The organism is Streptomyces sp. DSM 110735, from assembly GCF_016482685.1.
In the GTDB taxonomy this organism is placed as follows: Bacteria; Actinomycetota; Actinomycetes; order Streptomycetales; family Streptomycetaceae; genus Streptomyces.
Genome location: NZ_JACYHF010000006.1, coordinates 107,390 through 132,657 on the forward strand (window position 1 = coordinate 107,390; position 25,268 = coordinate 132,657).

Consider the following 25,268-nt stretch of genomic DNA (forward strand, 5'->3'; position numbering starts at 1 on the left):
TAGGGTGCCGCCATGACCCGACCCCCGCTCCACATCCGCTCCATGCAGCTCACCGACTGCGACCGCGTCTCACAGATCCGGGTACGCGGCTGGCAACACGCCTACCGGGACATCGTGTCGGACGCCTACCTGGACAAGCTGAACGCCGAGGAGGACGCGGAGCTGCGGCGGGCCCGGTTCGGGCGCGGCGACGGTGTGCAGTTGGTGGCCGAGCGGGACGGCGAGGTGCTCGGCTGGGCGGCGTACGGACCGGGGCGGGAGGGCGAAGTACCCGAGGGAAACGGCGAGTTGTACGCCCTCTACGTCGACCCCGAGCACCTCGGCGGCGGGATCGGGCACGCGCTGCTCACCGAGGTGACCGAACGCTGCGCGTCGTATCCGCGCCTGTATCTCTGGGTGTTGACGGGCAACACCCGCGCCCGCCGCTTCTACGAGCGCGCCGGTTTCCGCCCCGACGGCACCGCGCAGTCCTTCGAGGCGGGCGGCGAAGAGGTCTTCGAGGTCCGCTACGTGAAGTGACGAGTCGTCAACTCGACCTCTTCTGGCGGGGGATGCGGGTCAGCGCCCCCACCGCCGCCTGCGCGAGCACCGGGTGCGCGAGGGCTTCGTTCAGCACCCGCCGGGCGCGCGGGTCGGCCAACTCCCCCAGTCCTTCCACACAGGCGAGGGCGACGCGCCGGTAGGGATCGTGCGGGCGCAGTCTGCGCTCCAGGGTGGTGATGAGCGCGGGCACGGACTCGGGGGCGCGCAGTTCGACCAGGAGCCGCACCGGGTGGAGGGCGTAGGCGACGCGGAGTTCGTTGGTGGCGAGGGCGGCGGCGGCGCGGGCGGTGCGCGGGTCGCCGAGGCGGGCGAGCGCGGTCGCGGCGGCGGCGCAGCGGGGCGGATCGCGGTGGTTGAGGAGCAGGACCAGGGACTCGAAGGCGCGGCGGTCCCCGGCACTGCCGAGCCGGAAGGCGGCCAACTCCCGTGCCCACAGCGGCTGTCCGGGCGCGGTGAGGACCTCGGCCAGTTCGTCGTGGTCCTGGGTGTCCAGCAGGCGTTCGCAGGCAGCCGCGCCGCGCGACTCCTGCCGTAAGCGCTGCGTGAGCGCTCGCAACTCTTCGTCCACGGATTCAGATTAGGCACGTCACACGCCCTTGGGGAGGTACATCACAAAGTCCCGTCCTCGCACAGGTCTGGCGCGCTCGTTACTCACTGGTTAAGCTCAGACGAGCGAGTTACCCACTCGCGCTCCGCTTGCGGCGGTCTGGTGACGCGGCCGTCGTGGGCGATCGACATTTCAGGTACCTCGGTACCCGCTGTACGACCCGGCTCCGGGACAGGGCCGGTCGGCACACCGCCGTTCGCGGGTCTGTGCGTGACCCGCGAGGACGGCACCGGGCGTGTGCGCTCGCAGCCCGGAAACACCCGCATCGACCGGATCATCCGCATCGACTCGGCTCCGTTGTGCGCCCCTCGGCGCACCCGGCGCGTTCCCTCGTCGTCACCCTTTCTGGAGTCCCGTGATGGCCACTCCCCTGTCCCACCCCTCCCCTTCCCCGCTGCGTACGGTCGCCGTGGTCGGCCTCGGCACCATGGGCACCGGCATCGCCGAGGTGCTCGCCCGCGCCGGTCGCGAAGTGATCGGCGTCGACATCAGCGCGGCGCAGACCGCCCGGTGCGTCTCCGCCCTGGAGGCGTCGACCGCCCGTGCCGTGGCGCGCGGGCGGCTGTCCGAGGAGGAGCGCGTCGGCGTTCTCGCCCGGGTGCGCACCTCGACGGACCTCGCCGCGGTCGCCGGTGCCGATCTCGTGATCGAGGTGGCGCCGGAGTCGTACGAGATCAAGCAGCAGATCTTCCGTGAACTGGACGCCGTGGTGCGCCCGGAGACGATCCTGGCGACCGGGACCAACGCCCTGTCGGTGACCCGGCTCGCTGCCGGTTCGGCGCGCCCGGAGCGCGTGCTCGGGCTGCACTTCTTCAACCCGGCGCCCGCCATGAAGCTGGTCGAGGTGGTCTCCTCGGTGCTGACCGCGCCGCAGGCGGTGGCCGCCGTGACCGACCTCGCGGTGGAGCTGGGCAAGGAGCCCGTCGCGGTGGGCGACCGCCCCGGGTTCGTCGCGGACGGTCTGCTGTTCGGCTACCTCAACCAGGCCGCCGCGATGTACGAGGCACGCTACGCCTCCCGCGAGGACATCGACGCGGCGATGCGGCTCGGCTGCGGGCTGCCGATGGGCCCGCTCGCGCTGCTCGACCTGATCGGCGTGGACACCGCGCGCACCGTCCTGGACGCCATGTACGCCGAGTCCCGCGACCGGCTGCACGCGCCCGCCCCCATCCTGAAGCAGCTCAGCGAGGCGGGGCTGACCGGCCGCAAGGCGGGGCGGGGCTTCTACACCTACGCGGCGCCGGGCAGCGCCGAGGTGGTCCCCGACGCCCTGACCCCGGCGCCCGACGGCACCGGCGCGCAGGGCCGCACGGTGCGCTCCGTCGGTGTCGCCGGGTCGGGCACGATGGCGTCGGGCATCGCGGAGGTCTTCGCCAAGGCGGGGTACGACGTGATCCTCGCGGCGCGCACCGAGGAGAAGGCGGAGACCGCCAAGTCCCGTATCGGCAAGTCCCTTTCGCGCTCGGTGGCCAAGGGCCGGCTGACCGAGGAGGCTGCCGCCGGGATCCTGGACCGGATCACCCCGGCGGGGTCGTACGAGGCGTTCGCGGACGTGGACCTGGCCGTCGAGGCGATCGCGGAGGACCTGGACGTCAAGCGGCAGCTCTTCCAGGCGCTGGACAAGGTCTGCAAGCCGGGCGCGGTCCTGGCCACCACCACCTCCTCGCTGCCCGTGGTCGCCTGTGCCCGCGCGACCTCGCGCCCGCAGGACGTGATCGGGATGCACTTCTTCAACCCCGCCCCGGCGATGAAGCTGGTCGAGGTCGTGCGCACGGTGCTGACCGGCGAGGACGTCCACGCGACGGTCCGCGAGGTCTGCGCGCGGATCGGCAAGCACCCGGTGGACTGCGGCGACCGCGCCGGTTTCATCGTGAACGCGCTGCTGTTCCCGTACCTCAACAACGCGGTGAAGATGGTCGAGGAGCACTACGCCACCCTCGACGACATCGACGCGGCGATGAGGCTCGGCGGCGGCTACCCGATGGGTCCGTTCGAACTCCTGGACGTGGTGGGGCTGGACGTGTCCCTGGCCATCGAGAAGGTGCTGCACCGCGAGTTCCGCGACCCGGGTCTCGCCCCGGCCCCGCTGCTCGAACACCTGGTGGCGGCGGGCTGCCTGGGTCGCAAGACCGGTCGCGGTTTCCGCGAGTATGCCCGCCGCTGACGGAGCACGGGACCGCGGGCGCGCGGAGCCGGAGTGGGGCGGACTGCTCGATCCCGGCGGGTTCTCCCCCGTCGCCGGGCGGTCCCCCGCTCCGGCGGCGGAGGGCGGGCGCGCACCGGTCAGGGGCGACCGCCCGGCGGGCAGGGGCGGGCGGTCACCGCGCGGAGGCGGGCGATCCCCGGCACCGGACTCCGCACCCGGCTCCGGGCCGAAGGCGCCGAAAGCGACGCCGACCTCCGCACCGGGCTCCGCGCAGGCCCCCGCCCAGGGGTCCGCTCCAACCCCCGCACCCGCGCGTGAAAGTGGCTCCATGCAGTACGTTCGGGGCATGTCCCAGCCCGCCAGGTCCTCACGTACACCCGCCACGCCCGACACTCCGGAGAGTGCCGCGGGCGGTCGCGCCGCCGCCCAGCGGCTCCGGATGCGCCGGGAGCTGGCCGCCGCCGCGATGGAGCTCTTCGCGACGAAGGGGTACGAGGCGACCACCGTCGACGAGATCGCGGCCGCGGCCGGGGTCGCCCGTCGTACCTTCTTCCGCCACTTCCGTTCCAAGGAGGAGGCGATCTTCCCGGACCACGACGACACCCTGGTGCGGGCGGAGGCGGTGCTCAATGCCGCGCCCGCGCACGAGCATCCGCTCGACACGGTGTGCCGGGGCATCAAGGAAGTCATGAAGATGTACGCGGCGCAGCCGGAGATCTCGGTGGCCCGCTACCGGCTGACGCGCGAGGTGCCCACGCTGCGCGAGGCCGAGATCGCCTCCGTGGCGCGCTACGAGCGGCTGTTCACCCGCTATCTGCTCGGTCACTTCGACGAGCACGCGCACGCCGACGACGCCAACGACGACCCGCTGCTCGCCGAGGTCGCCGCGTCCGCGGTGGTCACCGCGCACAACCATGTGCTGCGGCGCTGGCTGCGGGCCGACGGCCAGGGTGATGTGGAGGCGCAGCTCGACCACGCCTTCGCGATCGTCCGCAAGACCTTCGGCACGGGCATCGGCGCCGGGCGCAGCGCGACGTCCGCCACGGCCACGGGAACCGCCGCCGTACCGGCCGCGGTCTCGGCGCAAGGCGAGGTCCTGGTGACGGTCGCGCGCACCGACGCCCCGCTGGACGAGGTGATGCGGACCATCGAGGAGGCGCTCAAGGCGCGCTGAGTCCGCCTCTCCCCGCACGACGACGGCCACCCCTCGGGGTGGCCGTTTCGCGTGCCCGGATTGCTCCTCCGGGGCTGTTTCCGCCGGTTTTCGGACCCCCGTTCGATCGATCATCGCTCATTTGTTAAGTGAAGATTTCATTTGAGTCTGTTTTTTGGCACTCAGTGCCTTGCCGACTGACACGCGGTGTCATACGTTGAGAGTGTCCGGGCGGCCGGCGCGCAGAGTCCCTTCGCGCGTCGGCTGTCCCCTCAAGCCCCACTCGGCTTGTGCGCCCGGACGCCTGCGTCACAGGCACCCTCCCGCGCCACCCAGCGCTGCCGAAGCACCCCGCCGGAACCCCGGCCCACCCCTCGCACCCCTCAGCAGCACTCCCGCACCACCGACGAACCGCCAGTGCCCTTCCCTCAGGGCACTCACCGCCGGAGGCACTACCGTGACCGTGAAGGACATCCTCGCCGCGATCCAGTCGCAGGACGCCACGTCCGCCGACTTCGCCGCCCTGCCGCTCCCCGACTCGTACCGCGCGATCACCGTGCACAAGGACGAGACCGAGATGTTCGCGGGCCTCGAGACCCGCGACAAGGACCCCCGCAAGTCGATCCACCTGGACGACGTCCCGGTGCCGGAACTCGGCCCGGGCGAGGCGCTGGTGGCCGTGATGGCCTCCTCCGTCAACTACAACTCCGTGTGGACCTCGATCTTCGAGCCGCTCTCCACCTTCGGGTTCCTGGAGCGCTACGGCCGCACCAACGAGCTGGCCAAGCGGCACGACCTGCCGTACCACATCATCGGCTCCGACCTCGCGGGCGTCGTCCTGCGCACCGGTCCCGGCGTCAACGCCTGGAAGCCCGGTGACGAGGTCGTCGCGCACTGTCTGTCCGTCGAGATGGAGTCCTCCGACGGCCACAACGACACGATGCTCGACCCCGAGCAGCGCATCTGGGGCTTCGAGACCAACTTCGGCGGGCTGGCGGAGATCGCGCTGGTCAAGTCCAACCAGCTCATGCCGAAGCCGGACCACCTGAGCTGGGAGGAAGCCGCCGCCCCCGGTCTGGTCAACTCCACCGCCTACCGCCAGCTCGTCTCCCGCAACGGCGCCGCGATGAAGCAGGGCGACAACGTGCTGATCTGGGGCGCGAGCGGCGGACTCGGCTCGTACGCCACCCAGTTCGCGCTGGCGGGCGGCGCCAACCCGATCTGCGTCGTCTCCAGCGACCAGAAGGCGGACATCTGCCGCTCGATGGGCGCCGAGGCGATCATCGACCGCAACGCCGAGGGCTACAGGTTCTGGAAGGACGAGCGGACCCAGGACCCCAAGGAGTGGAAGCGCTTCGGCAAGCGCATCCGCGAGCTGACCGGCGGCGAGGACATCGACATCGTCTTCGAGCACCCCGGCCGCGAGACCTTCGGCGCGTCCGTCTTCGTCACCCGCAAGGGCGGCACCATCACCACCTGCGCCTCGACCTCGGGCTACATGCACGAGTACGACAACCGCTACCTGTGGATGTCGCTCAAGCGCATCATCGGCTCCCACTTCGCCAACTACCGCGAGGCGTGGGAGGCGAACCGCCTGATCGCCAAGGGCAAGATCCACCCCACCCTGTCCAAGGTGTACTCCCTGGAGGACACCGGCCAGGCCGCGCACGACGTGCACCGCAACGCCCACCAGGGCAAGGTCGGCGTCCTGTGCCTCGCCCCCGAGGAAGGGCTCGGTGTGCGCGACGAGGAGAAGCGCGCCCAGCACATCGACGCGATCAACCGCTTCCGGAACGTCTGACGGCAACGGAGGCCACACCCATGACACAGCGTCAGAAGGACCGGCCGTGGCTCATGCGCACGTACGCCGGCCACTCCACGGCGGAGGCGTCGAACGAGCTGTACCGGCGCAACCTCGCCAAGGGCCAGACCGGTCTGTCGGTCGCCTTCGACCTGCCCACCCAGACCGGCTACGACGCCGACCACATCCTCGCCCGCGGCGAGGTCGGCCGGGTCGGCGTGCCCGTCTCGCATCTGGGTGACATGCGCAGGCTGTTCCAGGACATCCCGCTGGAGCAGATGAACACCTCGATGACGATCAACGCCACCGCCATGTGGCTGCTGGCGCTCTACCAGGTCGTCGCCGAGGAGCAGGGCGCGGACATCACCCGGCTCCAGGGCACGACCCAGAACGACATCGTCAAGGAGTACCTCTCGCGCGGGACGCACGTCTTCCCGCCGGGACCCTCGCTCCGGCTGACGACGGACATGATCGCGTACACGGTGTCCCACCTCCCCAAGTGGAACCCGATCAACATCTGCAGCTACCACCTCCAGGAAGCGGGCGCCACGCCGGTCCAGGAGATCGCGTACGCCATGTCCACCGCGATCGCCGTCCTGGACGCCGTGCGCGACTCGGGCCAGGTGCCCCAGGAGCGCATGGGCGACGTGGTGGCGCGCATCTCCTTCTTCGTGAACGCGGGCGTCCGCTTCGTCGAGGAGATGTGCAAGATGCGCGCCTTCGGGCGCATCTGGGACCAGGTCACCCGCGAGCGGTACGGCATCGAGAACCCCAAGCAGCGCCGGTTCCGCTACGGCGTCCAGGTCAACTCGCTCGGCCTGACCGAGGCGCAGCCGGAGAACAACGTCCAGCGGATCGTCCTGGAGATGCTCGCGGTGACGCTGTCGAAGGACGCCCGCGCGCGTGCCGTCCAGCTCCCGGCGTGGAACGAGGCGCTCGGTCTGCCCCGCCCCTGGGACCAGCAGTGGTCGCTGCGCATCCAGCAGGTCCTGGCGCACGAGAGCGACCTGCTGGAGTACGAGGACATCTTCGCGGGCTCGCACGTCATCGAGGCGAAGGTGGCCGCGCTGGTCGACGAGTCCTTCGCGGAGATGGCCCGGATCGAGGAGATGGGCGGCGCGATGGCCGCCGTCGAGTCCGGGTACCTCAAGGCGCAGTTGGTGTCCTCGCACGCCGAGCGGCGGGCGCGGATCGAGTCCGGCGACGAGAAGATCGTCGGCGTCAACATCTTCCAGACCACCGAGCCCAACCCGCTCACCGCCGACCTGGACACCGCGATCCAGACGGTCGACCCGGCCGTCGAGAACCGGGTGATCACCGCGTTGCAGCACTGGCGTGACACCCGCTACCAGCCGCCCTTCAACCACCCGCGCCCCTGCAAGGCGCTGGAGAAGCTGAAGGCAGCCGCCAAGGGCACCGAGAACCTGATGGAAGCCACGCTGGAGTGCGCCCGCGCCGGGGTCACCACCGGCGAGTGGGCGGGGGCGCTGCGCGAGGTGTTCGGCGAGTACCGGGCGCCCACCGGCGTCTCCTCCGCCCCCGTGGCGGTCCCCGCCGAGGCGGGCTCCGCGATGGCCGGGGTGCGCGCCCGGGTGGACGCCACCGCGCGCGACCTGGGCGTGGGCAAGCTGCGCTTCCTGGTCGGCAAGCCGGGTCTGGACGGGCACTCCAACGGCGCCGAGCAGATAGCCGTGCGCGCCCGTGACGCCGGGTTCGAGGTGGTCTACCAGGGCATCCGGCTGACCCCGGAACAGATCGTGGACGCCGCCCTCGCGGAGGACGTGCACGCGGTCGGGCTGTCCATCCTGTCCGGCTCGCACGCCCAGCTCGTCCCGGACGTCCTGGAGCGGCTGCGCGAGGCCGGCGCGCACGACATCCCGGTGATCGCGGGCGGGATCATCCCGAACGCCGACGCCGAATTGCTGAAGTCCGCCGGTGTGGCCGCCGTGTTCACCCCGAAGGACTTCGACATCACGGGAATCATCGGCCGTATCGTCGACGAGATCCGCACAGCGAACAAGCTCGACCCCCTGGAGGTCCCCGCATGACTGTCAACCGTCTGCGTCCGCGCCGCTCCTGTCTGGCGGTGCCGGGGAGCAACCCGCGCTTCCTGGAGAAGGCGCAGGGGCTGCCCGCCGACCAGGTCTTCCTGGACCTGGAGGACGCGTGCGCGCCGCTCGCCAAGCCCGAGGCGCGGCACACCATCGTCAAGTTCCTCAACGAGGGCGACTGGACGGGCAAGACACGGGTCGTGCGGGTCAACGACTGGACGACCGAGTGGACGTACCGGGACGTCGTGACCGTGGTCGAGGGCGCGGGCCCGAACCTGGACTGCATCATGCTGCCCAAGGTGCAAAGCGCCGAGCAGGTGGTCGCCCTCGACCTGCTGCTCACCCAGATCGAGAAGACCATGGGCTTCGAGGTCGGCCGGATCGGCATCGAGGCGCAGATCGAGAACGCGCAGGGACTGAACAACGTCAACGCGATCGCCGAGGCGTCCCCGCGCCTGGAGACGATCATCTTCGGTCCCGCCGACTTCATGGCGTCGATCAACATGAAGTCGCTGGTCGTGGGCGAGCAGCCGCCCGGCTACCCGGCGGACGCCTACCACTTCATCCTCATGAAGATCCTGATGGCCGCCCGCGCCAATGACCTCCAGGCGATCGACGGTCCCTACCTCCAGATCCGCAACGTCGAGGGCTATCGCGAGGTCGCCCGGCGCGCAGCCGCGCTCGGTTTCGACGGCAAGTGGGTGCTGCACCCGGGCCAGGTCGAGGCGTCCAACGAGATCTTCTCGCCCTCGCAGGAGGACTACGACCACGCCGAGCTGATCCTCGACGCGTACGAGTACTGCACGTCCGAGGCGGGCGGCAAGAAGGGCTCGGCGATGCTCGGCGACGAGATGATCGACGAGGCGAGCCGCAAGATGGCCCTGGTCATCGCGGGCAAGGGCCGCGCGGCCGGAATGCGGCGGACCAGCAAGTTCGAGATTCCGGAGGCGTGAGATGCAGTTCGGGCGCACCTACGAGGAGTTCGAGGTCGGGGCCGTCTACAAGCACTGGCCCGGAAAGACGGTCACCGAGTACGACGACCACCTCTTCTGCCTCCTCACCATGAACCACCACCCGCTCCACATGGACGCCAACTACGCCGAGAGCACGACCGACTTCGGCAAGAACGTGGTGGTCGGGAACTACATCTACTCCCTGCTCCTCGGCATGTCGGTGCCGGACGTGTCGGGCAAGGCGATCGCCAACCTGGAGATCGAGTCGCTGCGGCACGTGGCGCCGACCTTCCACGGGGACACGATCTACGGCGAGACGACCGTGCTCGACAAGTGGCCGTCGAAGTCGAAGAACGACCGCGGGATCGTGCACGTGGAGACCAAGGGCTACAAGCAGGACGGCACCCTGGTGTGCGTCTTCCGCCGCAAGGTCATGGTGCCGACCGAGACGTACATCAAGGAGCGCGGCGGCGAGCAGCCGGGCCGTCCGGAACTCAAGGAGCAGGTGAAGTAGATGGCGCGCCTCGCCCGGACCGCAGGTCTGACGGACATCCAGCGGGAGATCCTCTCCACCGTCCGCGACTTCGTGGACAAGGAGATCATCCCGGTCGCCACCGAGCTGGAGCACCGCGACGAGTACCCGCAAGCGATCGTCGACGGCTTGAAGGAACTCGGCCTCTTCGGTCTGATGATCCCCGAGGAGTACGGCGGTCTGGGCGAGTCCCTCCTCACCTACGCCCTGTGCGTCGAGGAGATCGCCCGGGGCTGGATGTCGGTCTCCGGGATCATCAACACGCACTTCATCGTGGCGTACATGCTCAAGCAGCACGGCACGGAGGAACAGAAGTCCTACTACCTGCCGAAGATGGCCCTCGGTGACATCCGGGGCGCCTTCTCGATGTCGGAACCGGCGCTCGGCTCGGACGTGTCGGCCATCACCTCCAAGGCGGTGAAGGACGGCGAGGAGTACGTCCTGAACGGCCAGAAGATGTGGCTCACGAACGGCGGCACGTCCTCCCTGGTCGCCGTCCTCGTCCGCAGTGACGAAGGACACCCCGAGGGCACCGCGCCCCACAAGTCGATGACGACCTTCCTGGTGGAGAAGGAGCCCGGCTTCGGCGAGGTCCGCCCGGGGCTCACGATCCCCGGCAAGATCGACAAGATGGGCTACAAGGGCGTCGACACCACCGAGCTGATCATGGACGGTCTGCGCATCCCCGCCGACCGCGTGCTCGGCGGCGTCACCGGCCGGGGTTTTTACCAAATGATGGACGGCGTGGAGGTCGGGCGCGTCAACGTGGCGGCGCGCGGCTGCGGTGTCGCCCAGCGCGCCTTCGAACTGGGCGTCCAGTACGCACAGCAGCGCCACACCTTCGGCAAGCCGATCGCCCAGCACCAGGCCATCCAGTTCAAGCTGGCCGAAATGGCCACCAAGGTCGAGGCCGCCCATGCGATGATGGTGAACGCCGCACGCAAAAAGGACTCCGGGGAGCGAAACGACCTGGAGGCCGGGATGGCGAAGTACCTCGCCTCGGAGTACTGCAAGGAAGTGGTGGAGGACGCCTTCCGCATCCACGGCGGCTACGGATTCTCCAAGGAGTACGAGATCGAGCGCCTGTACCGCGAAGCGCCCATGCTGCTCATCGGTGAAGGCACCGCCGAGATCCAGAAAATGATCATCGGTCGCAGACTGCTCGAAGAGTACCGGTTCCAGGGCTGATTGTCCGGGGACGGGGTGTTTTCTTCGTAGGGAAGATCACACCCCGTCGACGGTCTTCAGCCGTCGACTCGGCTTCCTGGCTTGCCCAGTTGCGGCCCGCTCCCGGTACGATCCCGGAAAGCCGCCGTCCCCCGTCAAGCGCGGCATCATCCGCTACGAAGGTCATCCATGCCCCACAGCCAAACCTCTGCACCTCGCGACAGCCGGGCCGGCGTACGCCTCGCGCGCGGAGCATCGCCGTGGCTCCTCCCGACCGTCGCCACCGCAGCCCTCAGCCTGGCCCGCGCCCGCCGCTCGGGCGTCGCCAAGGCCGTCGCCGTTCCCGCCACCGCGCTCGCGGCGGGGATGCTGTGGTTCTTCCGCGACCCCGAGCGCGAGATCGCCACGGGCCGCGTCATCTCCCCCGCCGACGGTGTGGTGCAGAGCATCATGCCGTGGAAGGACGGCCGCACCCGCGTCGCGATCTTCATGAGCCCGCTGAACGTCCACGTCAACCGGGCGCCTCTCGCGGGCACCGTGACGTCGGTCGAGCACATCCCCGGCGGCTTTGTTCCGGCTTTCAACAAGGAGAGCGAGAACAACGAGCGCGTAGTCTGGCATTTCGACACCGAACTCGGCGACATCGAGATGATCCAGATCGCGGGAGCGGTGGCTCGCCGTATCGTGCCGTACCTCCCCGAGGGGACGAAGGTCGAGCAGGGCGAGCGCATCGGTCTGATCCGCTTCGGCTCGCGTGTCGACCTCTACCTGCCCGAGGGCGTGGAGGTCGCGGTCGAGGTCGGTCAGAAGACCGTGGCTGGGGTGACTCGCATTGACCGTGATTGATCCGGAGACACAGGCGGGCTGGGTGCCCGAGGCCGACGCGGCCGACGACGAAGAGGAGATGCCTCTCTCTCTGCGCCTGTCGATAGCGGACACGCTGACGCTCGGCAACGCGACCTGCGGGTTCATGGCGGTGTACTTCACCACCACGGGCATCCTCATCCCGCACCTCACCGGCAGCCAGGAATCCGGCATGGCCCGCCACAGCGCGGCCACGGCGGTCATCCTGATGCTCTGCGCGGCGATCTTCGACCTGTTCGACGGTCTGGTGGCGCGCAAGCTGCGCTCCTCGCCGATGGGCGCGGAGCTGGACAACCTCTCCGACCTCATCAGCTTCGGTCTGGCGCCGGCGTACTTCGTCCTGGTCTACGGCATGGTCGCGGACGACGCCCACCAGCGGGTGGCGGCGCTGGGCGCGATCGTGGTCCTGCTCGCGGTGGTCCTGCGTCTCGCGCGCTTCTCCTGCGTGACGATGAAGGACGGCATGTTCCAGGGGATGCCGTCGCCGTTCGGCGCGCTGACCGTCGTCTCGATCGTGCTCCTGGAGCTGCCCTTCGTGGCGACGCTCCTGGCCATCGTGGGCACCGCCTGGCTGATGGTGAGCCGGGTCGAGTACCCGAAGCCGCGTGGCCGCCTCGCCGGTGCCGTGCTCGGCTGGATCGTCCTCTCGATGGGGCTCCTGGCCGCCTGGGCCTTCGACGCTCCGGGCGGACAGCTCCTCCTCCAGACGGGCTGCGCGCTCCAACTGGTGATGGGCGCGGTGATCCCCCTGTTCGCCACGGCCCGCCGGGTGAACAACTTCCGCGACAACCGCCGCGAGGCGCGAGCGGCGCAGCTCCCGTAGCCCCGCCGGTCCAGCAGCAGACACCGAGGGCCCCGACCTGTGACAGGTCGGGGCCCTCGGTGTCTGCCCTTGGTCCAGGTGGTCCTCGCTCAGGTCAGGTGGTCCTCGGCCAGGCGGGTGGCCAGGCGTTCCAGGAGGGGACCCGCTTGGGCTCGGCAGCGGGATTCGTCCGGTTCGAGCGAGGTGAGGGGGTAGGCGCGGGTGATGCCTGCGGTGTGGAGGGCGGTGGGGGTCAGGGTCAGACGGCCGCAGACCGCCACCACCTCCTTGCCCGCCGCGCGGGCCGCCGCCGCGACTCCGGCGGGTGCCTTGCCGTGGAGGGTCTGTTCGTCGAGGGAGCCCTCGCCGGTGATGACCAGGTCGGCGCGGTCCAGCGCCGCCGCGAAGCCGAGGGTGTCCAGGACGACCTCGATGCCGGGCCGGAAGCGGGCGCCGAGGAGGAGGGCGGCGTAGCCGAGTCCACCGGCGGCGCCCGCGCCGGGGAAGGTCGCGAGGTCCGCCGCGCGCGGGACGGTGGCGGCGAGGACGGTCACGTAGTGGGCGAGGGCGGCGTCGAGGAGGGTCACGTCCGCCGGGGAGGCGCCCTTCTGCGGGCCGTACACGGCGGCGGCGCCCTGCGGACCGGTCAGCGGGTTGTCGACGTCCCCGGCGAGCACCAGGTCCACGGAGGCGAGACGGGGGTCGAGACCGGACAGGTCGGCACGGGCGAGGTCCGCGAGCGCGCCGCCGCCGGGCGCCACCGGCTTGCCGCCGCCGTCCAGGAGCCGCGCGCCGAGCGCCGTCAGCATCCCGGCGCCGCCGTCCGTCGTGGCGCTGCCGCCGACGCCGAACACGATGGTGCGCGCGCCCGCGTCCAGCGCGGCGCGGAGCAGCTCCCCGGAGCCGTACGTGGACGCCGTCAGCGGCGCCCGTACGCCCTCCGGCAGCCGCCGCAGCCCGCTCGCCTCGGCCATCTCCACGACGGCGGTGTCCCCGCGCACCGCGAAGGCGGCCGTCAGCGGCTCCCCCAGCGGTCCGGCGACCCGCGCCTCCAGCCGCTCGAACCCTGCCGCGAGCGCCGCGTCCACGGTGCCGTCCCCGCCGTCGGCCACCGGCAGCGCCTCCACCACCACGTCCGGCACCACCCGCCGCAGCCCCGCCGCGACCCGCCCGGCCACCTCGGCAGCCGTCAGCGACCCCTTGAACTTGTCGGCGGCGACCAGCACCCGCCGCCCCGTCCCCACACCGTCCACCACCACATGCCCCTCACTGTCCGGCGGTACGCCCGCCGCTGCGACCCTAAGGGCTGGGGACGGACTCCGTCCGTGCGGTACGACGCCGGTACGCCCCCAGCGCGTCGGGGTCCGTCCCCGCGCCCCGCAAGCCCCGCCGCGCCCCCTGTGCCCGCCGCCGCGCGCCTGGTTACGCTGCCAGGATGACCACGAACGACTTCGCCACGTACATCGCAGGTCTGCCCCGGGTCCTCGCGGCCGCCGCGTGTCTCTTCAGGGACGACGAGGGGCGGGTGCTGCTCGTCGAGCCGAACTACCGGCCGGGGTGGGGGCTGCCGGGCGGGACGATCGAGTCGGACCACGGGGAGACGCCCCGGCAGGGGGCGCGGCGCGAGACGCTGGAGGAGATCGGTCTCGACCGGGAGCCGGGGCGGCTGCTCACCGTGGACTGGGTGCCGGGACCGGACCGACCGCCGCTGGTGGCGTATCTGTACGACGGCGGCGTGCTGAGCGAGTCCGAGCTGAAGTCGATCCGTCTCCAGGAGGAGGAGCTGCTGTCCTGGCGCCTGGTCCCCCGCCCCGACCTCCCGGACTACCTCCCCTCGCCCCTCTCCGACCGCATCCTGACCGCCCTGGACGTCCTGGCGGAGGGCGACGGACCGGCGGAGCTGGAGAACGGCCACCGGGTGGTCTGAGGAGCCCCCGCGCGGGGATATCCGCTCGCCGCGCCGCCCGCGACCGCCCTACCCTCGGTCCCATGGCCAAGCCCCTCGTAGCCGTCCTCAGCGGCGCAGGCATCTCCACCGACTCCGGCATCCCGGACTACCGCGGTCCCAACGGGCTGTGGCGGCGGGACCCGGAGGCCGAGAAGCTCGTGACGTACGCGTACTACATGGGCGACCCGGAGATCCGGCGCCGCTCGTGGCAGATGCGGCGCAAGAACCGCGCGCTGACGGCGGAGCCGAACGCCGCGCACCGGGCGGTGGCCGAGCTGGAGCGTTCCGGGGTCCCGGTGCGGGTGCTGACGCAGAACGTGGACGGGCTGCATCAGCGGGCCGGGCTGCCGGACCGCAAGGTGCTCGAACTCCACGGCAACGTACGGGAGTTCGTGTGCACCAAGTGTCATGCGCGCGGTCCGATGGAGGACGCCCTCGCCCGGGTGGAAGCCGGTGAGGACGATCCGCCGTGCCTGGAGTGCGGCGGGATCCTGAAGTCCGCGACGGTGATGTTCGGGCAGAGCCTCGACCCCGTCGTCCTGGGCGAGGCGCTGTCGATCAGCAAGGCGTGCACGGTGTTCATCGCCGTGGGCAGCACACTCCAGGTGCAGCCCGCCGCCGGTCTCGCCGGGGTGGCCGCCGATCACGGCGCCCGGCTGACGATCGTCAACGCCGAGCCGACCCCGTACGACGACCTCGCCGCGGAGGTCGTCCGCGAGCCGATCGGCACGGCGCTGCCCGGCCTGCTGAGCGCGCTGGCCGGGCAGTACGGGGGCTGAGCCGCGGTCGGTCAGAAGAGGCTCTCCCCCTTCTCGACCTTCTCGAACTCCAGCAGCCGCTGCTTGCGGGCCAGTCCGCCGCCGTAGCCGGTGAGGCTGCCGGTCGAGCCGATGACGCGGTGGCAGGGGACGATGATGCCGACCGGGTTGCGGCCGTTGGCGAGCCCGACCGCGCGGGAGGCGGTGGGGTTGCCGAGGGCGGCGGCGAGCTGGCCGTAGCTGCGGGTCTCCCCGTAGGGGATGAGGGTGAGCTGCTCCCAGACGCGCTGCTGGAACGGCGTGCCGCCGAGGTTCAGCCGGAGCGTGAACCGGGTCAGGTCGCCCGCGAAGTAGGACGACAGTTGCTCGCGAGCCTCGCCGAAGGCGCGCAGGGTGTCGTCGCGCGGACCGAAGGTCTCCTCGGCGGGGCGGTGGCGCTGGCCCTCCATGTAGAGACCGCACAGCGTGTCGTCGGCGTCCGCGACGAGAGTGAGCGGCCCGTAGGGGCTGTCGACGAGGGTGTGGTGCTTGCTGGCACTCATGGCAACTTCCTCAGTCCGGAAGGACGTTGATCGGGTGGCTGTCGGTCGCCCACAGGTACTGCACGGCGTACGCCCGCCAGGGGCGCCATGCCTCGGCGCGGCCGGTGAGCGCGGCCGGGGTGGCGGGGAGCCCGAGGCGCTCGGCGGCGCGTCGTACTCCCAGGTCGGTGACGGGGAAGGCGTCGGGGTCGCCCAGGGCGCGCATCGCGATGACGTCGGCGGTCCAGGGACCGAAGCCGGGCAGGTCGAGCAGGCGGGCGCGGGTCTCGGCGCGGTCGGACTCGGCGCCGAGCCGCAGCGTGCCGTCCGCGAGCCGTTCGACCAGGGTCGTCAGGGTGGTGCGGCGGGTACGTGGCATGGCCAGGGTCGCGGGGTCCACGGCGGCCAGTGCCGCGGGGGTCGGGAAGAGATGGGTGAGCCCGCCCTCGGGGTCGTCCAGCGGCTTGCCGTGCGCGGCGACCAGGCGGGCCGCGTGGGTGCGGGCGGCGGCGGTGGACACCTGCTGCCCGAGCACCGCCCGTACGGCGAACTCCGCCTCGTCCACCGTGCGCGGCACCCGCCGCCCCGGCGCGCGGTCCACCAGCGGGGCGAGCGCCGGGTCGGCGCGCAGCCGCTCGTCCACGGCGGCCGGGTCCGCGTCGAGGTCGAGCAGGGCGCGGCAGCGGCTGATCGCCACGGTGAGGTCGCGCGGGTCGCTCAGGGTCAGGCGGCAGGCGATGTGTCCGGCGGCCGGGGAGAGCGCGACGATCCCGTGCCCGTACGGCAGCGAGAGCGTGCGCCGGTAGGCGCCGTCCCGCCACTCCTCCACGCCGGGTACGGCGGTGGCGGCGAGGTGTCCGAAGAGGTTGCCCGGCTCCAGCGGAGCCCGGTACGGCAGCCGCAGGGAGATCGTGCCCGGTGTGGCGGCGGGTCCCACGGCCGGGACGCGGGCGCGCAGCTCGGTCGGGGTGAGGGCGTAGACCTCGCGGACGGTGTCGTTGAAGGTGCGCAGGGAGGCGAAGCCCGCGGCGAAGGCGATCTCCGCCATGGGCATCGCGGTGGTCTCGATCAGCAGCCGGGCGGTCTGCGCGCGCTGGGCGCGGGCCAGGGCGAGCGGTCCGGCGCCGAGTTCGGCGAGGAGCTGGCGCTCGATCTGCCGGGCGGAGTAGCCGAGCCGGGCGGCGAGTCCGGGCACGCCCTCGCGGTCGACGACGCCGTCGGCGATGAGCCGCATGGCGCGTGCCACCAGGTCGGCGCGCTGGTTCCACTCCGGTGAGCCGGGGCTGGCGTCGGGGCGGCAGCGCTTGCAGGCCCGGAATCCGGCCCGCTGGCAGGCTGCCGCGCTCGGGTAGAAGGTCATGTTCCGGGGCTTGGGCGGGACCACCGGGCAGCTCGGCCGGCAGTAGATGCCGGTGGTGAGCACCGCCGTGAAGAACCACCCGTCGAAGCGGGCGTCCTTCGACTGCACGGCGTGCACGCAGTGCTCCCGGTCCAGGTGGGCGGCCGGGGGCGCCGCCCCCGCCGTCCCGCTCGTCGCTGTCCTCATGTCTCCAAGGATGGTCACCGGGAGCGCCGGACGCTGGCGAGAATCCGACATGTACCTGGGGGTGACCAGGGACCGCCCCGCGCCCGGGTCAGACAGACGTGCGATACGCGCCGACCCACTCCGAGGTCGTCCGCAGCCCGCCGAACGTATAGAAGTGCACCTTCACCACGCCGTGCCGCGACGGGTCGTACCGCAGCGCCAGCTCGCGCAGGAAGCGGTCCGGTCCCGTTGTTCCCATGAGGTTGGTGAGAGAGAAGCCGTACTTGCGGGCGACGGAGGCGCTGGTGGCGACGCCGAAGCGGGAGGCGTAGCCGAGCAGTCGGCGCACTCCGGCAGGACCCGGGACGCCGACGCGCACGGGCAGTTCCACCCCGCGCGCCCGGACCGCCTCCAGCCAGGTCAGCACCGGGTCCACGGCGAAGCCGAACTGGGTGATCACCTCGCCGCCGAACCCCCCGGCGCCGAGCGCGACCGCCTTGTCGGTGAGCGCGGACCACAGGACGGGTCCGGTGAGAGCGGGGTGGCCCTCCGGGTAACCGCTGATGCCGACGTGCCGTACGCCGTGGCGCCGGAGCAGTCCGGTGCGGATGACGGAGAGGGCGTCCTCGTAGGGACCCTCGGGGCGGGCGGGGTCGCCGCCGACCACGAAGACGTGCTCGCCGGTGCCGTCGGCGGCGAGTCCGGCGAGGAACTCCTCCAGGTGCGCCCGGGAGGGCAGGCGGCGGGCGGAGATGTGCGGGACGGGGACGAAGCCGAGCCGCTTGACCGCGCGGGCGGCGGCCAGCCGGGTGCCGAGGTCCTCGCCCGCGAGATAGGTCACGTTGATCCGGGTGCCCGGGGGTATGCCGGGGGCGGCTTCCTCCAGGCGGGGCACGTCCTTGCCGGTCATCTCCAGGGAGAAGCCGTCCAGCAGCGCGGCGCCCGCGCCTCCGGCTGCCGTCGCACGGGCGGCCGGGACGGAGGGGACGGGGTTCATCGTGCTCCTTGCGCGGCGGTCCCGCGCGGCGGCGGGACCGTGACCTTGAGGGGGTGGTCTCGGCCGATGATGTCACGCGCACGCGGACGCTCCGACGACACACCCGGAAGTAACGATTCCGTATCGTTCGGCCCGTAAAGCCGCACAGGTTGCCGTGGTTACCTGAGCCAAATCCGCAAGTGCTTTAATGATCCGCCGACATCACGGCCGAATGCCCCCTCCTCCTGCCGCGTCACGAGGAGGCGGACACCCGGTGAACAGGTTCGGAACACGGCACGTTTTCCTTTTCGAGGGAGCTTCGATGACCAGGCTCAATCGCGGGCGGTTGCTGCCCTCGGCGGGCACAGTCGTCGGCTCGGCGACCGCTGCGGCGGCACCCTCCGGACAACCGGGGCCACCCGCCCCGACGACGCGTCAGAACCGCACCACCCCTTGTCACTTTGCTCACGCTTCGCCCGTAATGCGGCATTTTTCCCTGTCGTACATTGCTACGCGGGCCGCATAAGCCATACGGCCGCCCTTTCCGCCCCCGGTCCGCCGGGAGCGGCGCACCCCCCGCATACGCTCACCCCGTCCGTCGCACCCCCAGCAGGAGCCCAGCCCGTGCCCTCCGCCGGACTCGTCCCCCGTCGCATCGCGCAGCTCTACGCGGTGTTCGCGATATTCGCGCTCTTCGCGGCGCAGTTGATCGGCGCGCTGATGCCGATCGTCCCGCTCTTCGTCGCCGCGACCGCGGCGGGCGTCGCTCTCGAAACGTACCTTCAGTACAGGCGGCCCGCGGCGCTGGCGCAGCTCAACAGGATCCGTCTGGACGTGACCGTCCGGCAGTTGCTGCGCGACATGCTGGTCATGGTGGCGCTGCTGCGCATCGAGGGGGTGGAGCCCCGGCGTGAGCAGGCCCCCCTGCTCGTCGCGCTGGGCGCGTTCTACAGCCTGCACTTCCTGTGCCAGGCGATCGCCGTCATGGTGCGCCGCGCGCGCTCGCTGCCGATCGTCACGCGCAACATCGACGCCGCCGAGCTGAGCCTGAGCGCCGCGCCGCCGCGCATCCTGCTGCGCCGCCCGGCGCACCGGCTGCTGACCTTCGCCGTCCCCGGCACCATCGGTCTGCTCCTCACCGCCGTCACCACGCAGGCGCGCTGGGGTGCGGTCGGTCTGGCCGTCTCCGTCGCGCTGATGGCCGGCGGCACCCTGCACCTGGCCCGCTGGCTGACCGGCAGGAAGCGCGCCAAGAGCGACGCCGAGGTCATGGAGTGGCTGGACAGGTGGCTGGCCGACTACCGGCCGACCGTCGCCATGTACTTCTCCGGCGGCACCTCCTCCGCCTACCAGGCGAACATGTGGCTCTCGACGCTCTCGCAGCTCGAGCGCCCGCTGATCGTGCTGCGCGAGCGGTTCATGGTGCAGAAGATCGACGCCACCGACGTGCCGATCATCTGCTTCCCGAAGGTCTCCACGATGTTCGCGCTGGAGAACTCGACGCTGAAGATGATGCTGCACCCGGCGAACTCCGGTAAGACCTCGCAGGTGCTGCGCATCCCCTCCATCAAGCACGCGTTCATCAACCACGGCGAGAGCGACAAGCTCTCCTCCTGCAACCCCTACGCCAAGGCGTACGACGAGGTGTGGGTGGCAGGTCCGGCGGCGCGCGAGCGGTACGCGCTCGCGGACGTCGGCGTCGAGGACAAGGACATCGTCGAGGTCGGCCGCCCGCAGCTCGCGCCGATCCGCCCGTACGCCGGTCCGCCGACCGGGGAGTACACCCAGGTGCTCTACGCCCCCACCTGGGAGGGCTGGGACGGCAACCCCGGCAACACCTCCGTGGTGCTCGCGGGCGAGAACATCGTGCGCAAGCTGCTGGCCGACCCCGCCGTGCGCCTGGTCTACAAGCCGCACCCGATGACCGGCTCCGTCGACCCGCGCGCGGGCGCCGCCAACGAGCGGATCAAGGCGATGATCCGCGAGGCCGCCGCGAAGCGCTCCGGCGCCCGTCCCGGTCCGGAAGCCGCCGCCGAGCTGGCCCGCCGCACCGCCGAACTGGAGAAGCTGACCTCGGTCTCCTTCCGTCCGGGCGCCGACGAACTGGAGCGGATGCTGCTCCAGGGCACCCCCCAGGGCGACCGCGAGTCCGAGATCGTGCGGGCGACCGCCGCCTGGGAGGCCGCGTACTGGGCGTCCTTCCCGGAGTGGGAGCACCTGATCGTCACCGACGCGCGACCCGCGATCTTCGCCTGCTTCAACATGGCGGACCTGCTGATCAGTGACGTCTCCAGCGTGGTCTCCGACTGGCTGACCAGCGAGAAGCCGTACGCGGTCGCCAACACCTCGGGCATGACCGAGAAGGACTTCCGCACCGCCTTCCCGACCGTGACCGCGGCCACCGTGCTGGCGCCGTCCGCGAAGGGCGTCCCGGGGCTGCTGGAGTCGGTCCGCCACCCGGAGAAGGACCCCTTCGCCGAGCGGCGCGCCGAGCTGAAGGAGCACCTGCTCGGTCCGTCCGACCCGCCGTCGATGGAGCGCTTCCGCGCCGCCGCCGAGGCGCTGTGCGCCCAGGCGGACGAGCGCCGCGAGCGCATGGCCGCCCGGCTCGCCGCCCCGGCGATCCCCGCCCCGCGCGGCGCGGGCGACGACGACGCGGCGCGCGAGGCGGCCGTGGAGAGCGAGGCGGCTGTGGAGGGCGACGCGTCCGTGGAGGGTGACGCGGAGGACGCGGTCACCGCGTAACGCCGCAGGCATGCGAAGGCCGCCGTGCGGGACCAGTGATCCGGTCCCGCACGGCGGCCTTTCTCGTGCCGCGCCGGGTTCACCCCAGGCGGCTCTCCAGCCACTCCAGGACGTCGGGGGTCACCGGGTCGGCGAGGTCGGCGAACTCCTCGTGCCGTTCCAGGAACTTCGCCACGTACGGGCAGACCGGCACGACGCGCTTGCCGGAGGCGCGCACGTCGGTCAACGCCCCCTGGACGAGGCGGGCGGCGAGACCCTGTCCGGCGTAGGCGTCGTCGACCTCGGTGTGGTGGAAGACGCGCTGGTCACCGCAGTCGAGGTAGGCGGTGAGCCCGGCGCGCTCGCCGTCCACGTGGATCTCGTAGCGGTGCCTGGCGGCGTTGTGCTCGACGGTCGGGGCGGACGGGGTCATGGGCGTGCCTTTCGGGCTCACGGACGTTTCAGGGGGGTGTTTCAGGTGGCGCTGCTGGTCGGGCAGGGCTCAGCGGCGGGCGGGGTTGCCCCGTGGCCGGAGGGCGGCGTGCGGCAGGGCGGGAGCGGGGAGCCGGTCCCCCGGGTATCCCTCGACGGCGCCGAACCGGGCGGACGCGCTCTCCCACTCCTCGCGCGCCTTGACGATGTCCTCGTGGCTGCGCCCGATGAAGTTCCACCACATGACGATCTCCTCCTCGAACGGGGTGCCGCCGAGCAGGACGGCCCGCGCGGGGTCGTCGGTGTCGTTCGCCAGCGTGAGGGTGTCGCCGCCCGGCGGCAGATGACCCAGCTCGGCGCGGTCCAGCGCCGTACCCTCCAGCCGCACCCGCCCCTGGTCGACCAGGAGCCCGTGCTCGAAGGCGGGGTCGACGGCGAGGGTCAGGGTGGTGCCGGGCGCAAGGACGATCTCGGCGCCGAGCAGGGGTGTGAAGGTCGGCACAGGTGAGCTGCCGATGCCGGGGAGGGTCCCCAGGAAGACCCTGATCCCGGCGCCGTCGACCCGTACGGGTTCGGGGACGTGGTGCCGGAAGTCCCGCTCCGTGTCGCGGTGCTCCTCGGGCAGGGCGACCCACAATTGGACGCCGTGCAGGACGGTGGTCGCCGGGGTGGAGACCTCCGAGTGGCAGATGCCGTGGCCGCCGGTCATGAGGTTCAGCTCGCCGGGGCGTACGAGGGCGTGGCTGCCCAGGCTGTCGCGGTGCTCGATCTCCCCGCTGAACAGCCAGCTCACGGTCTGGAGACCGGTGTGCGGGTGCGGGGCGACGTCCATGCCGCCGCTCGCGGAGACGTCGTCGGGGCCGTAGTGGTCGACGAAGCACCAGGCGCCGATCGTGGTCCGCCCGCGCTGCGGCAGGGTGCGGCGGACCGTCATGGCGCGGGGTCCGCCGAGCGGCACGTCACGCGGGGTCAGTACCTCGACCCGTTTCTCTTCGCCGTTGCTCACGCCGGGCGCCTCCCGCCAAGTTTTGTTCTACGTTCAACTACATTTCTCATCATAGGGCGCTCGCCCCAGCGGGTACACCCCACTAGGGGGATCACTGAAACCCCGGCTCCACGCACCTCCGAAAGGCCCCCTCGCATGACTTCCCCCCACCGCTCCTTCTCTTCCCAGCCCGCCTACGACGTGGGGCTGCTGGTCATCCGGCTGGCGGCCGGCGTGATCCTCTTCTCGCACGGCACGCAGAAGCTGTTCGGCTGGTTCGGCGGCGGCGGTCTGGACGCCACCGGGCACTTCTTCACCCTGAGCGGCTATCCCGCCGGTACGACCTTCGCCCTGATCGCGGGTCTCGCCGAGACCCTCGGCGGCATCGGACTCGCCCTCGGCTTCCTCACCCCGCTCGCGGGCGCCGCCGCCCTCGGCACGATGATCAACGCCCTGGCCGTCACCTGGAACAGCGGCTTCTTCGCCCCCACCGGCTTCGAATTCACCCTCCTCCTGGCCGTCGTCGCCCTCGGCCTCACCCTCACCGGCCCCGGCCGCATCGCCCTGGACCACTTCGTCCCGATCCTCCGCCACCACCGCCTCGCCTACGGGGTCGCGGCGGTGGTTCTCGCTGCGGCGGCATCGGTGGTGGTGCTGATCATCAGGGGCTGACGATCAGATCGGACGGCATGCCGTATCGACGGGCGTCCAGGGTCGCCGCCACCGAACCCAGCAGCGTCCGCCCCATCGCCGGTGTCCGGTACACCCCGAGGAACTCCTCCCGGGCGATTTCCTGCCGGTCTGTCCGGGACGGTCGCGCCGGGCGTTGAGTACCCATACTCATGCCTCCGCTCAACTCCCCGGCAAGACTGCCGACATGGACTCCTCGCGCCCCGTATCCCCTGCTCTTGTCCCGCGGCTGTCCGGCGCCGCCGTCACCGGTGCCGGGCTGGCCGCGGGGGCGACCGCCTACCTGGCGCGGGCGCGGGAGCGGGCCGAGGGGATCTGCGGGGCGGACGGCGTCATGTGCGTCACCTGGGGGAATCTGACCGCGCTGCCGGTCGTCATCGTGACCGCGCTGGTCGTGCTGGTCGTGGTGTACAAGCGACTCGACATCAGACCGCGGCTCGCCGTCATACCGCCGACGCTGCTGCTCGCGCCGCTGCCCCTGACGGCGGCGCAGACGGTCCTGGGCGGGACGGCCACCGCCGCCGCGGGGGCGGTGTGGGCGGGGGCGCTCGCACTCACCGCCTGGGACCGGTACCGGGTGCTCGGGCTCACGGCGGGTGCCGTGCTGGTGTGCGGCTCCATCTTCGTGCTGTACGGCTGAAGTCCCAGCAGGGGTCAGGCGCGGGCGAAGTCGCTCGGGTGGAAGCGTCCCTTCTTGAGGTGGGACTCGATGTCCTCCAGGCTGTGTCCGGTAAGCTCCGGCATCCGGCGCCAGACGAACAGCCAGGCGGCGACGTTGAAGAAGCCGTAGATCCAGAAGACCTGCCCGACACCGAAAGCGTTGATCATCGTCAGCAGGGTCAGGGTGATGAGCAGGTTGGTGCTCCACAGCGTGGCCGACTGGACACTGGTCGCGGCGGCGCGGACCCCCAGCGGGTAGATCTCGGAGCCGGTCAGCCAGCCCATGAGCTGGAGACCGCCCGCGTTGAAGAACATGAACGCCAGCAGGCAGGCGACGATGCCCGGGATGTCGGAGCGCCCGGAGTGGCCGGTCACGAAGAACGCGCCGAGGGCGAACAGACTGAGCGCCGCGCCGGGGACCATCACCAGGGTGAGCCGTCGGCGCCCCACCTTGTCCACGATCCACAGCCCGACGATCATCATCACCAGGTACGTCACGCCCAGCGCCACGCTGATCCGCAGCGCGTCCTCCCGGGAGAAGCCGTTGTCCGTGAGGATGGTCGGCGCGTAGTAGATGATCATCTCGATGCCGGACAACTGGGTGAACACGGCGATCCCGCAGCCGACGATCAGCGCCGGGCGCACCCACGGCTGCCGCAGCCCGCGCCAGCCGCGCCGCTCCCGTCCGACCTTCTCCTGCTGACCCGCGAGGGCCACGATCTCGTCCAGTTCGGGGGCGATGTCGTAGCCGTCGGGCCGTACCGCCTTCAGTACGCGCTCCGCCTCGTCCACCCGGCCCTGTTCCACCAGCCAGCGCGGGCTCTCGGGCAGCCGCAGTTGGCCGAGCAGCATCACCAGGGCCGGTGCGGCGGCCGCGCCGATGGCCACGCGCCAGGACACCGACTCGCTCGCGCCCACCAGGGTCGCGATGACGATGCCGACGCCGATGGCGAGCTGGAAACAGAGCACCAGACGACCGCGGATCGTCCTCGGGGCCAGCTCCGCGACGTACATCGGCACGGTCTGCGTGGCACCGCCGACGGCGAAGCCGAGCAGCACGCGGGCCAGCGCCAGACCGACCGCGCTGGGCGCGAACGAGCAGGTCAGGCTGCCCGCGATGAACACCACACAGATCAGCAGGATGGTCCGGTGCCGACCGATCCGCTCGCACAGCAGACTGCACGCGAGGGAGCCGATCACCGCGCCCAGCAGAATCCCGGCGGCGATCGCCTCCTTCATGAAGTCCCCGATGCGGAACTCCTTGGAGATCTGCAGCAGGGCGCCGGAGATGATGCCGGTGTCGTAGCCGTAGAGCAGACCGCTGATCGCGGAGACCACGGCCGCCGTCAGCATGCGCCCGTTCAGACCCCGCACCGGCGACGGCGCGTGGTCGGTGGCTCGGCTCACGGTTCCTCCCGGCTGACGGCCCT

At 71.3% G+C, this 25,268-nt stretch carries 24 protein-coding genes; 15 read left to right on the top strand and 9 right to left on the bottom strand.

Annotated features, from left to right (window positions below; all coding sequences use genetic code 11):
• The first annotated feature begins 12 nt into the window (after window positions 1–12).
• On the top strand, window positions 13–519 hold the full coding sequence (locus tag IF655_RS12140; RefSeq protein ID WP_242488694.1) for a GNAT family N-acetyltransferase: 507 nt from the start codon (window positions 13–15) through the stop codon (window positions 517–519).
• 7 nt (window positions 520–526) lie between these two features.
• Here IF655_RS12140 and IF655_RS12145 read toward each other — a convergent pair whose 3' ends face one another.
• Complete coding sequence (locus IF655_RS12145) at window positions 527–1,111, bottom strand: adenylosuccinate lyase (protein WP_199584470.1); 585 nt, start codon at window positions 1,109–1,111, stop codon at window positions 527–529.
• A 397-nt stretch (window positions 1,112–1,508) separates the two neighbouring features.
• Here IF655_RS12145 and IF655_RS12150 point away from each other — a divergent pair, with 397 nt between their 5' ends.
• The 9 genes from IF655_RS12150 (at window position 1,509) to pssA (ending at window position 12,640) form a co-directional block, all read left to right on the top strand.
• Entirely contained in the window at window positions 1,509–3,314 is a 1,806-nt protein-coding gene (locus tag IF655_RS12150; protein ID WP_199584472.1) for a 3-hydroxyacyl-CoA dehydrogenase family protein, read from the top strand.
• A 328-nt stretch (window positions 3,315–3,642) separates the two neighbouring features.
• Window positions 3,643–4,470 (top strand): TetR family transcriptional regulator, encoded by an 828-nt coding sequence (locus IF655_RS12155; protein WP_242488695.1) that lies wholly within the window; start codon window positions 3,643–3,645, stop codon window positions 4,468–4,470.
• A 436-nt stretch (window positions 4,471–4,906) separates the two neighbouring features.
• Window positions 4,907–6,250 carry a crotonyl-CoA carboxylase/reductase gene (ccrA, locus tag IF655_RS12160; protein WP_199584476.1) on the top strand — a complete coding sequence of 448 codons (1,344 nt, stop codon included), beginning with the start codon at window positions 4,907–4,909 and terminating at the stop codon, window positions 6,248–6,250.
• 20 nt (window positions 6,251–6,270) lie between these two features.
• Window positions 6,271–8,298 (top strand): protein meaA, encoded by a 2,028-nt coding sequence (locus tag IF655_RS12165; RefSeq protein ID WP_199584478.1) that lies wholly within the window; start codon window positions 6,271–6,273, stop codon window positions 8,296–8,298.
• The gene (locus tag IF655_RS12170) at window positions 8,295–9,254 is read left to right on the top strand and encodes a CoA ester lyase (protein WP_199584479.1); all 960 of its coding nucleotides are present in this window, start codon (window positions 8,295–8,297) and stop codon (window positions 9,252–9,254) included. Before IF655_RS12165 ends, IF655_RS12170 begins: the two co-directional genes overlap by 4 nt.
• Before the next feature lies 1 nt (window position 9,255).
• Window positions 9,256–9,768: a MaoC family dehydratase gene (locus IF655_RS12175; RefSeq protein WP_086691032.1), complete on the top strand. Its 513-nt coding sequence runs from the start codon at window positions 9,256–9,258 to the stop codon at window positions 9,766–9,768.
• Complete coding sequence (locus IF655_RS12180; RefSeq protein WP_199584482.1) at window positions 9,769–10,974, top strand: acyl-CoA dehydrogenase family protein; 1,206 nt, start codon at window positions 9,769–9,771, stop codon at window positions 10,972–10,974.
• Window positions 10,975–11,142: 168 nt separating this feature from the next.
• On the top strand, window positions 11,143–11,799 hold the full coding sequence (locus IF655_RS12185) for a phosphatidylserine decarboxylase (protein ID WP_018546998.1): 657 nt from the start codon (window positions 11,143–11,145) through the stop codon (window positions 11,797–11,799).
• 22 nt (window positions 11,800–11,821) lie between these two features.
• Window positions 11,822–12,640, top strand: coding sequence for a CDP-diacylglycerol--serine O-phosphatidyltransferase (gene pssA, locus IF655_RS12190; protein ID WP_199584909.1), 819 nt, complete (start codon window positions 11,822–11,824; stop codon window positions 12,638–12,640).
• A gap of 89 nt (window positions 12,641–12,729) precedes the next feature.
• Here the strand turns inward: pssA and IF655_RS12195 are convergent, their stop codons facing one another.
• Window positions 12,730–13,863: a glycerate kinase gene (locus IF655_RS12195; RefSeq protein ID WP_199584910.1), complete on the bottom strand. Its 1,134-nt coding sequence runs from the start codon at window positions 13,861–13,863 to the stop codon at window positions 12,730–12,732.
• 191 nt (window positions 13,864–14,054) lie between these two features.
• Here IF655_RS12195 and IF655_RS12200 point away from each other — a divergent pair, with 191 nt between their 5' ends.
• Window positions 14,055–14,546, top strand: coding sequence for an NUDIX hydrolase (locus IF655_RS12200; protein ID WP_199584483.1), 492 nt, complete (start codon window positions 14,055–14,057; stop codon window positions 14,544–14,546).
• A 62-nt stretch (window positions 14,547–14,608) separates the two neighbouring features.
• On the top strand, window positions 14,609–15,346 hold the full coding sequence (locus IF655_RS12205; protein WP_199584484.1) for a Sir2 family NAD-dependent protein deacetylase: 738 nt from the start codon (window positions 14,609–14,611) through the stop codon (window positions 15,344–15,346).
• Window positions 15,347–15,357: 11 nt separating this feature from the next.
• Here IF655_RS12205 and IF655_RS12210 read toward each other — a convergent pair whose 3' ends face one another.
• From IF655_RS12210 to IF655_RS12220, 3 genes are all read right to left on the bottom strand, one after another.
• A complete protein-coding gene (locus IF655_RS12210; protein WP_199584485.1) occupies window positions 15,358–15,867 on the bottom strand; it encodes a methylated-DNA--[protein]-cysteine S-methyltransferase in 510 nt (169 codons plus the stop codon).
• Between the two features lie 10 nt (window positions 15,868–15,877).
• Entirely contained in the window at window positions 15,878–17,392 is a 1,515-nt protein-coding gene (locus IF655_RS12215; RefSeq protein ID WP_242488696.1) for an AlkA N-terminal domain-containing protein, read from the bottom strand.
• An 88-nt stretch (window positions 17,393–17,480) separates the two neighbouring features.
• On the bottom strand, window positions 17,481–18,368 hold the full coding sequence (locus IF655_RS12220; RefSeq protein WP_199584486.1) for a methylenetetrahydrofolate reductase: 888 nt from the start codon (window positions 18,366–18,368) through the stop codon (window positions 17,481–17,483).
• A gap of 603 nt (window positions 18,369–18,971) precedes the next feature.
• Here IF655_RS12220 and IF655_RS12225 point away from each other — a divergent pair.
• Window positions 18,972–21,092 (top strand): hypothetical protein, encoded by a 2,121-nt coding sequence (locus tag IF655_RS12225; protein WP_199584488.1) that lies wholly within the window; start codon window positions 18,972–18,974, stop codon window positions 21,090–21,092.
• Window positions 21,093–21,171: 79 nt separating this feature from the next.
• Here the strand turns inward: IF655_RS12225 and IF655_RS31145 are convergent, their stop codons facing one another.
• The gene (locus tag IF655_RS31145; RefSeq protein ID WP_242488697.1) at window positions 21,172–21,504 is read right to left on the bottom strand and encodes a GNAT family N-acetyltransferase; all 333 of its coding nucleotides are present in this window, start codon (window positions 21,502–21,504) and stop codon (window positions 21,172–21,174) included.
• Window positions 21,505–21,573: 69 nt separating this feature from the next.
• Complete coding sequence (locus IF655_RS12230; protein ID WP_307814911.1) at window positions 21,574–22,509, bottom strand: pirin family protein; 936 nt, start codon at window positions 22,507–22,509, stop codon at window positions 21,574–21,576.
• Between the two features lie 135 nt (window positions 22,510–22,644).
• Here IF655_RS12230 and IF655_RS12235 point away from each other — a divergent pair, with 135 nt between their 5' ends.
• Window positions 22,645–23,160 carry a DoxX family protein gene (locus IF655_RS12235; protein WP_199584489.1) on the top strand — a complete coding sequence of 172 codons (516 nt, stop codon included), beginning with the start codon at window positions 22,645–22,647 and terminating at the stop codon, window positions 23,158–23,160.
• Here the strand turns inward: IF655_RS12235 and IF655_RS12240 are convergent.
• Window positions 23,150–23,332, bottom strand: coding sequence for a hypothetical protein (locus IF655_RS12240; RefSeq protein WP_199584491.1), 183 nt, complete (start codon window positions 23,330–23,332; stop codon window positions 23,150–23,152). The genes IF655_RS12235 and IF655_RS12240 overlap by 11 nt on opposite strands.
• 33 nt (window positions 23,333–23,365) lie before the next feature.
• On the opposite strand from IF655_RS12240, the gene IF655_RS12245 reads away from it, so the two are divergent.
• Window positions 23,366–23,818, top strand: coding sequence for a hypothetical protein (locus IF655_RS12245; protein ID WP_199584493.1), 453 nt, complete (start codon window positions 23,366–23,368; stop codon window positions 23,816–23,818).
• A 14-nt stretch (window positions 23,819–23,832) separates the two neighbouring features.
• Here the strand turns inward: IF655_RS12245 and IF655_RS12250 are convergent, their stop codons facing one another.
• Window positions 23,833–25,245: a sugar porter family MFS transporter gene (locus IF655_RS12250; RefSeq protein ID WP_199584495.1), complete on the bottom strand. Its 1,413-nt coding sequence runs from the start codon at window positions 25,243–25,245 to the stop codon at window positions 23,833–23,835.
• Between the last annotated feature and the right edge of the window lie 23 nt (window positions 25,246–25,268).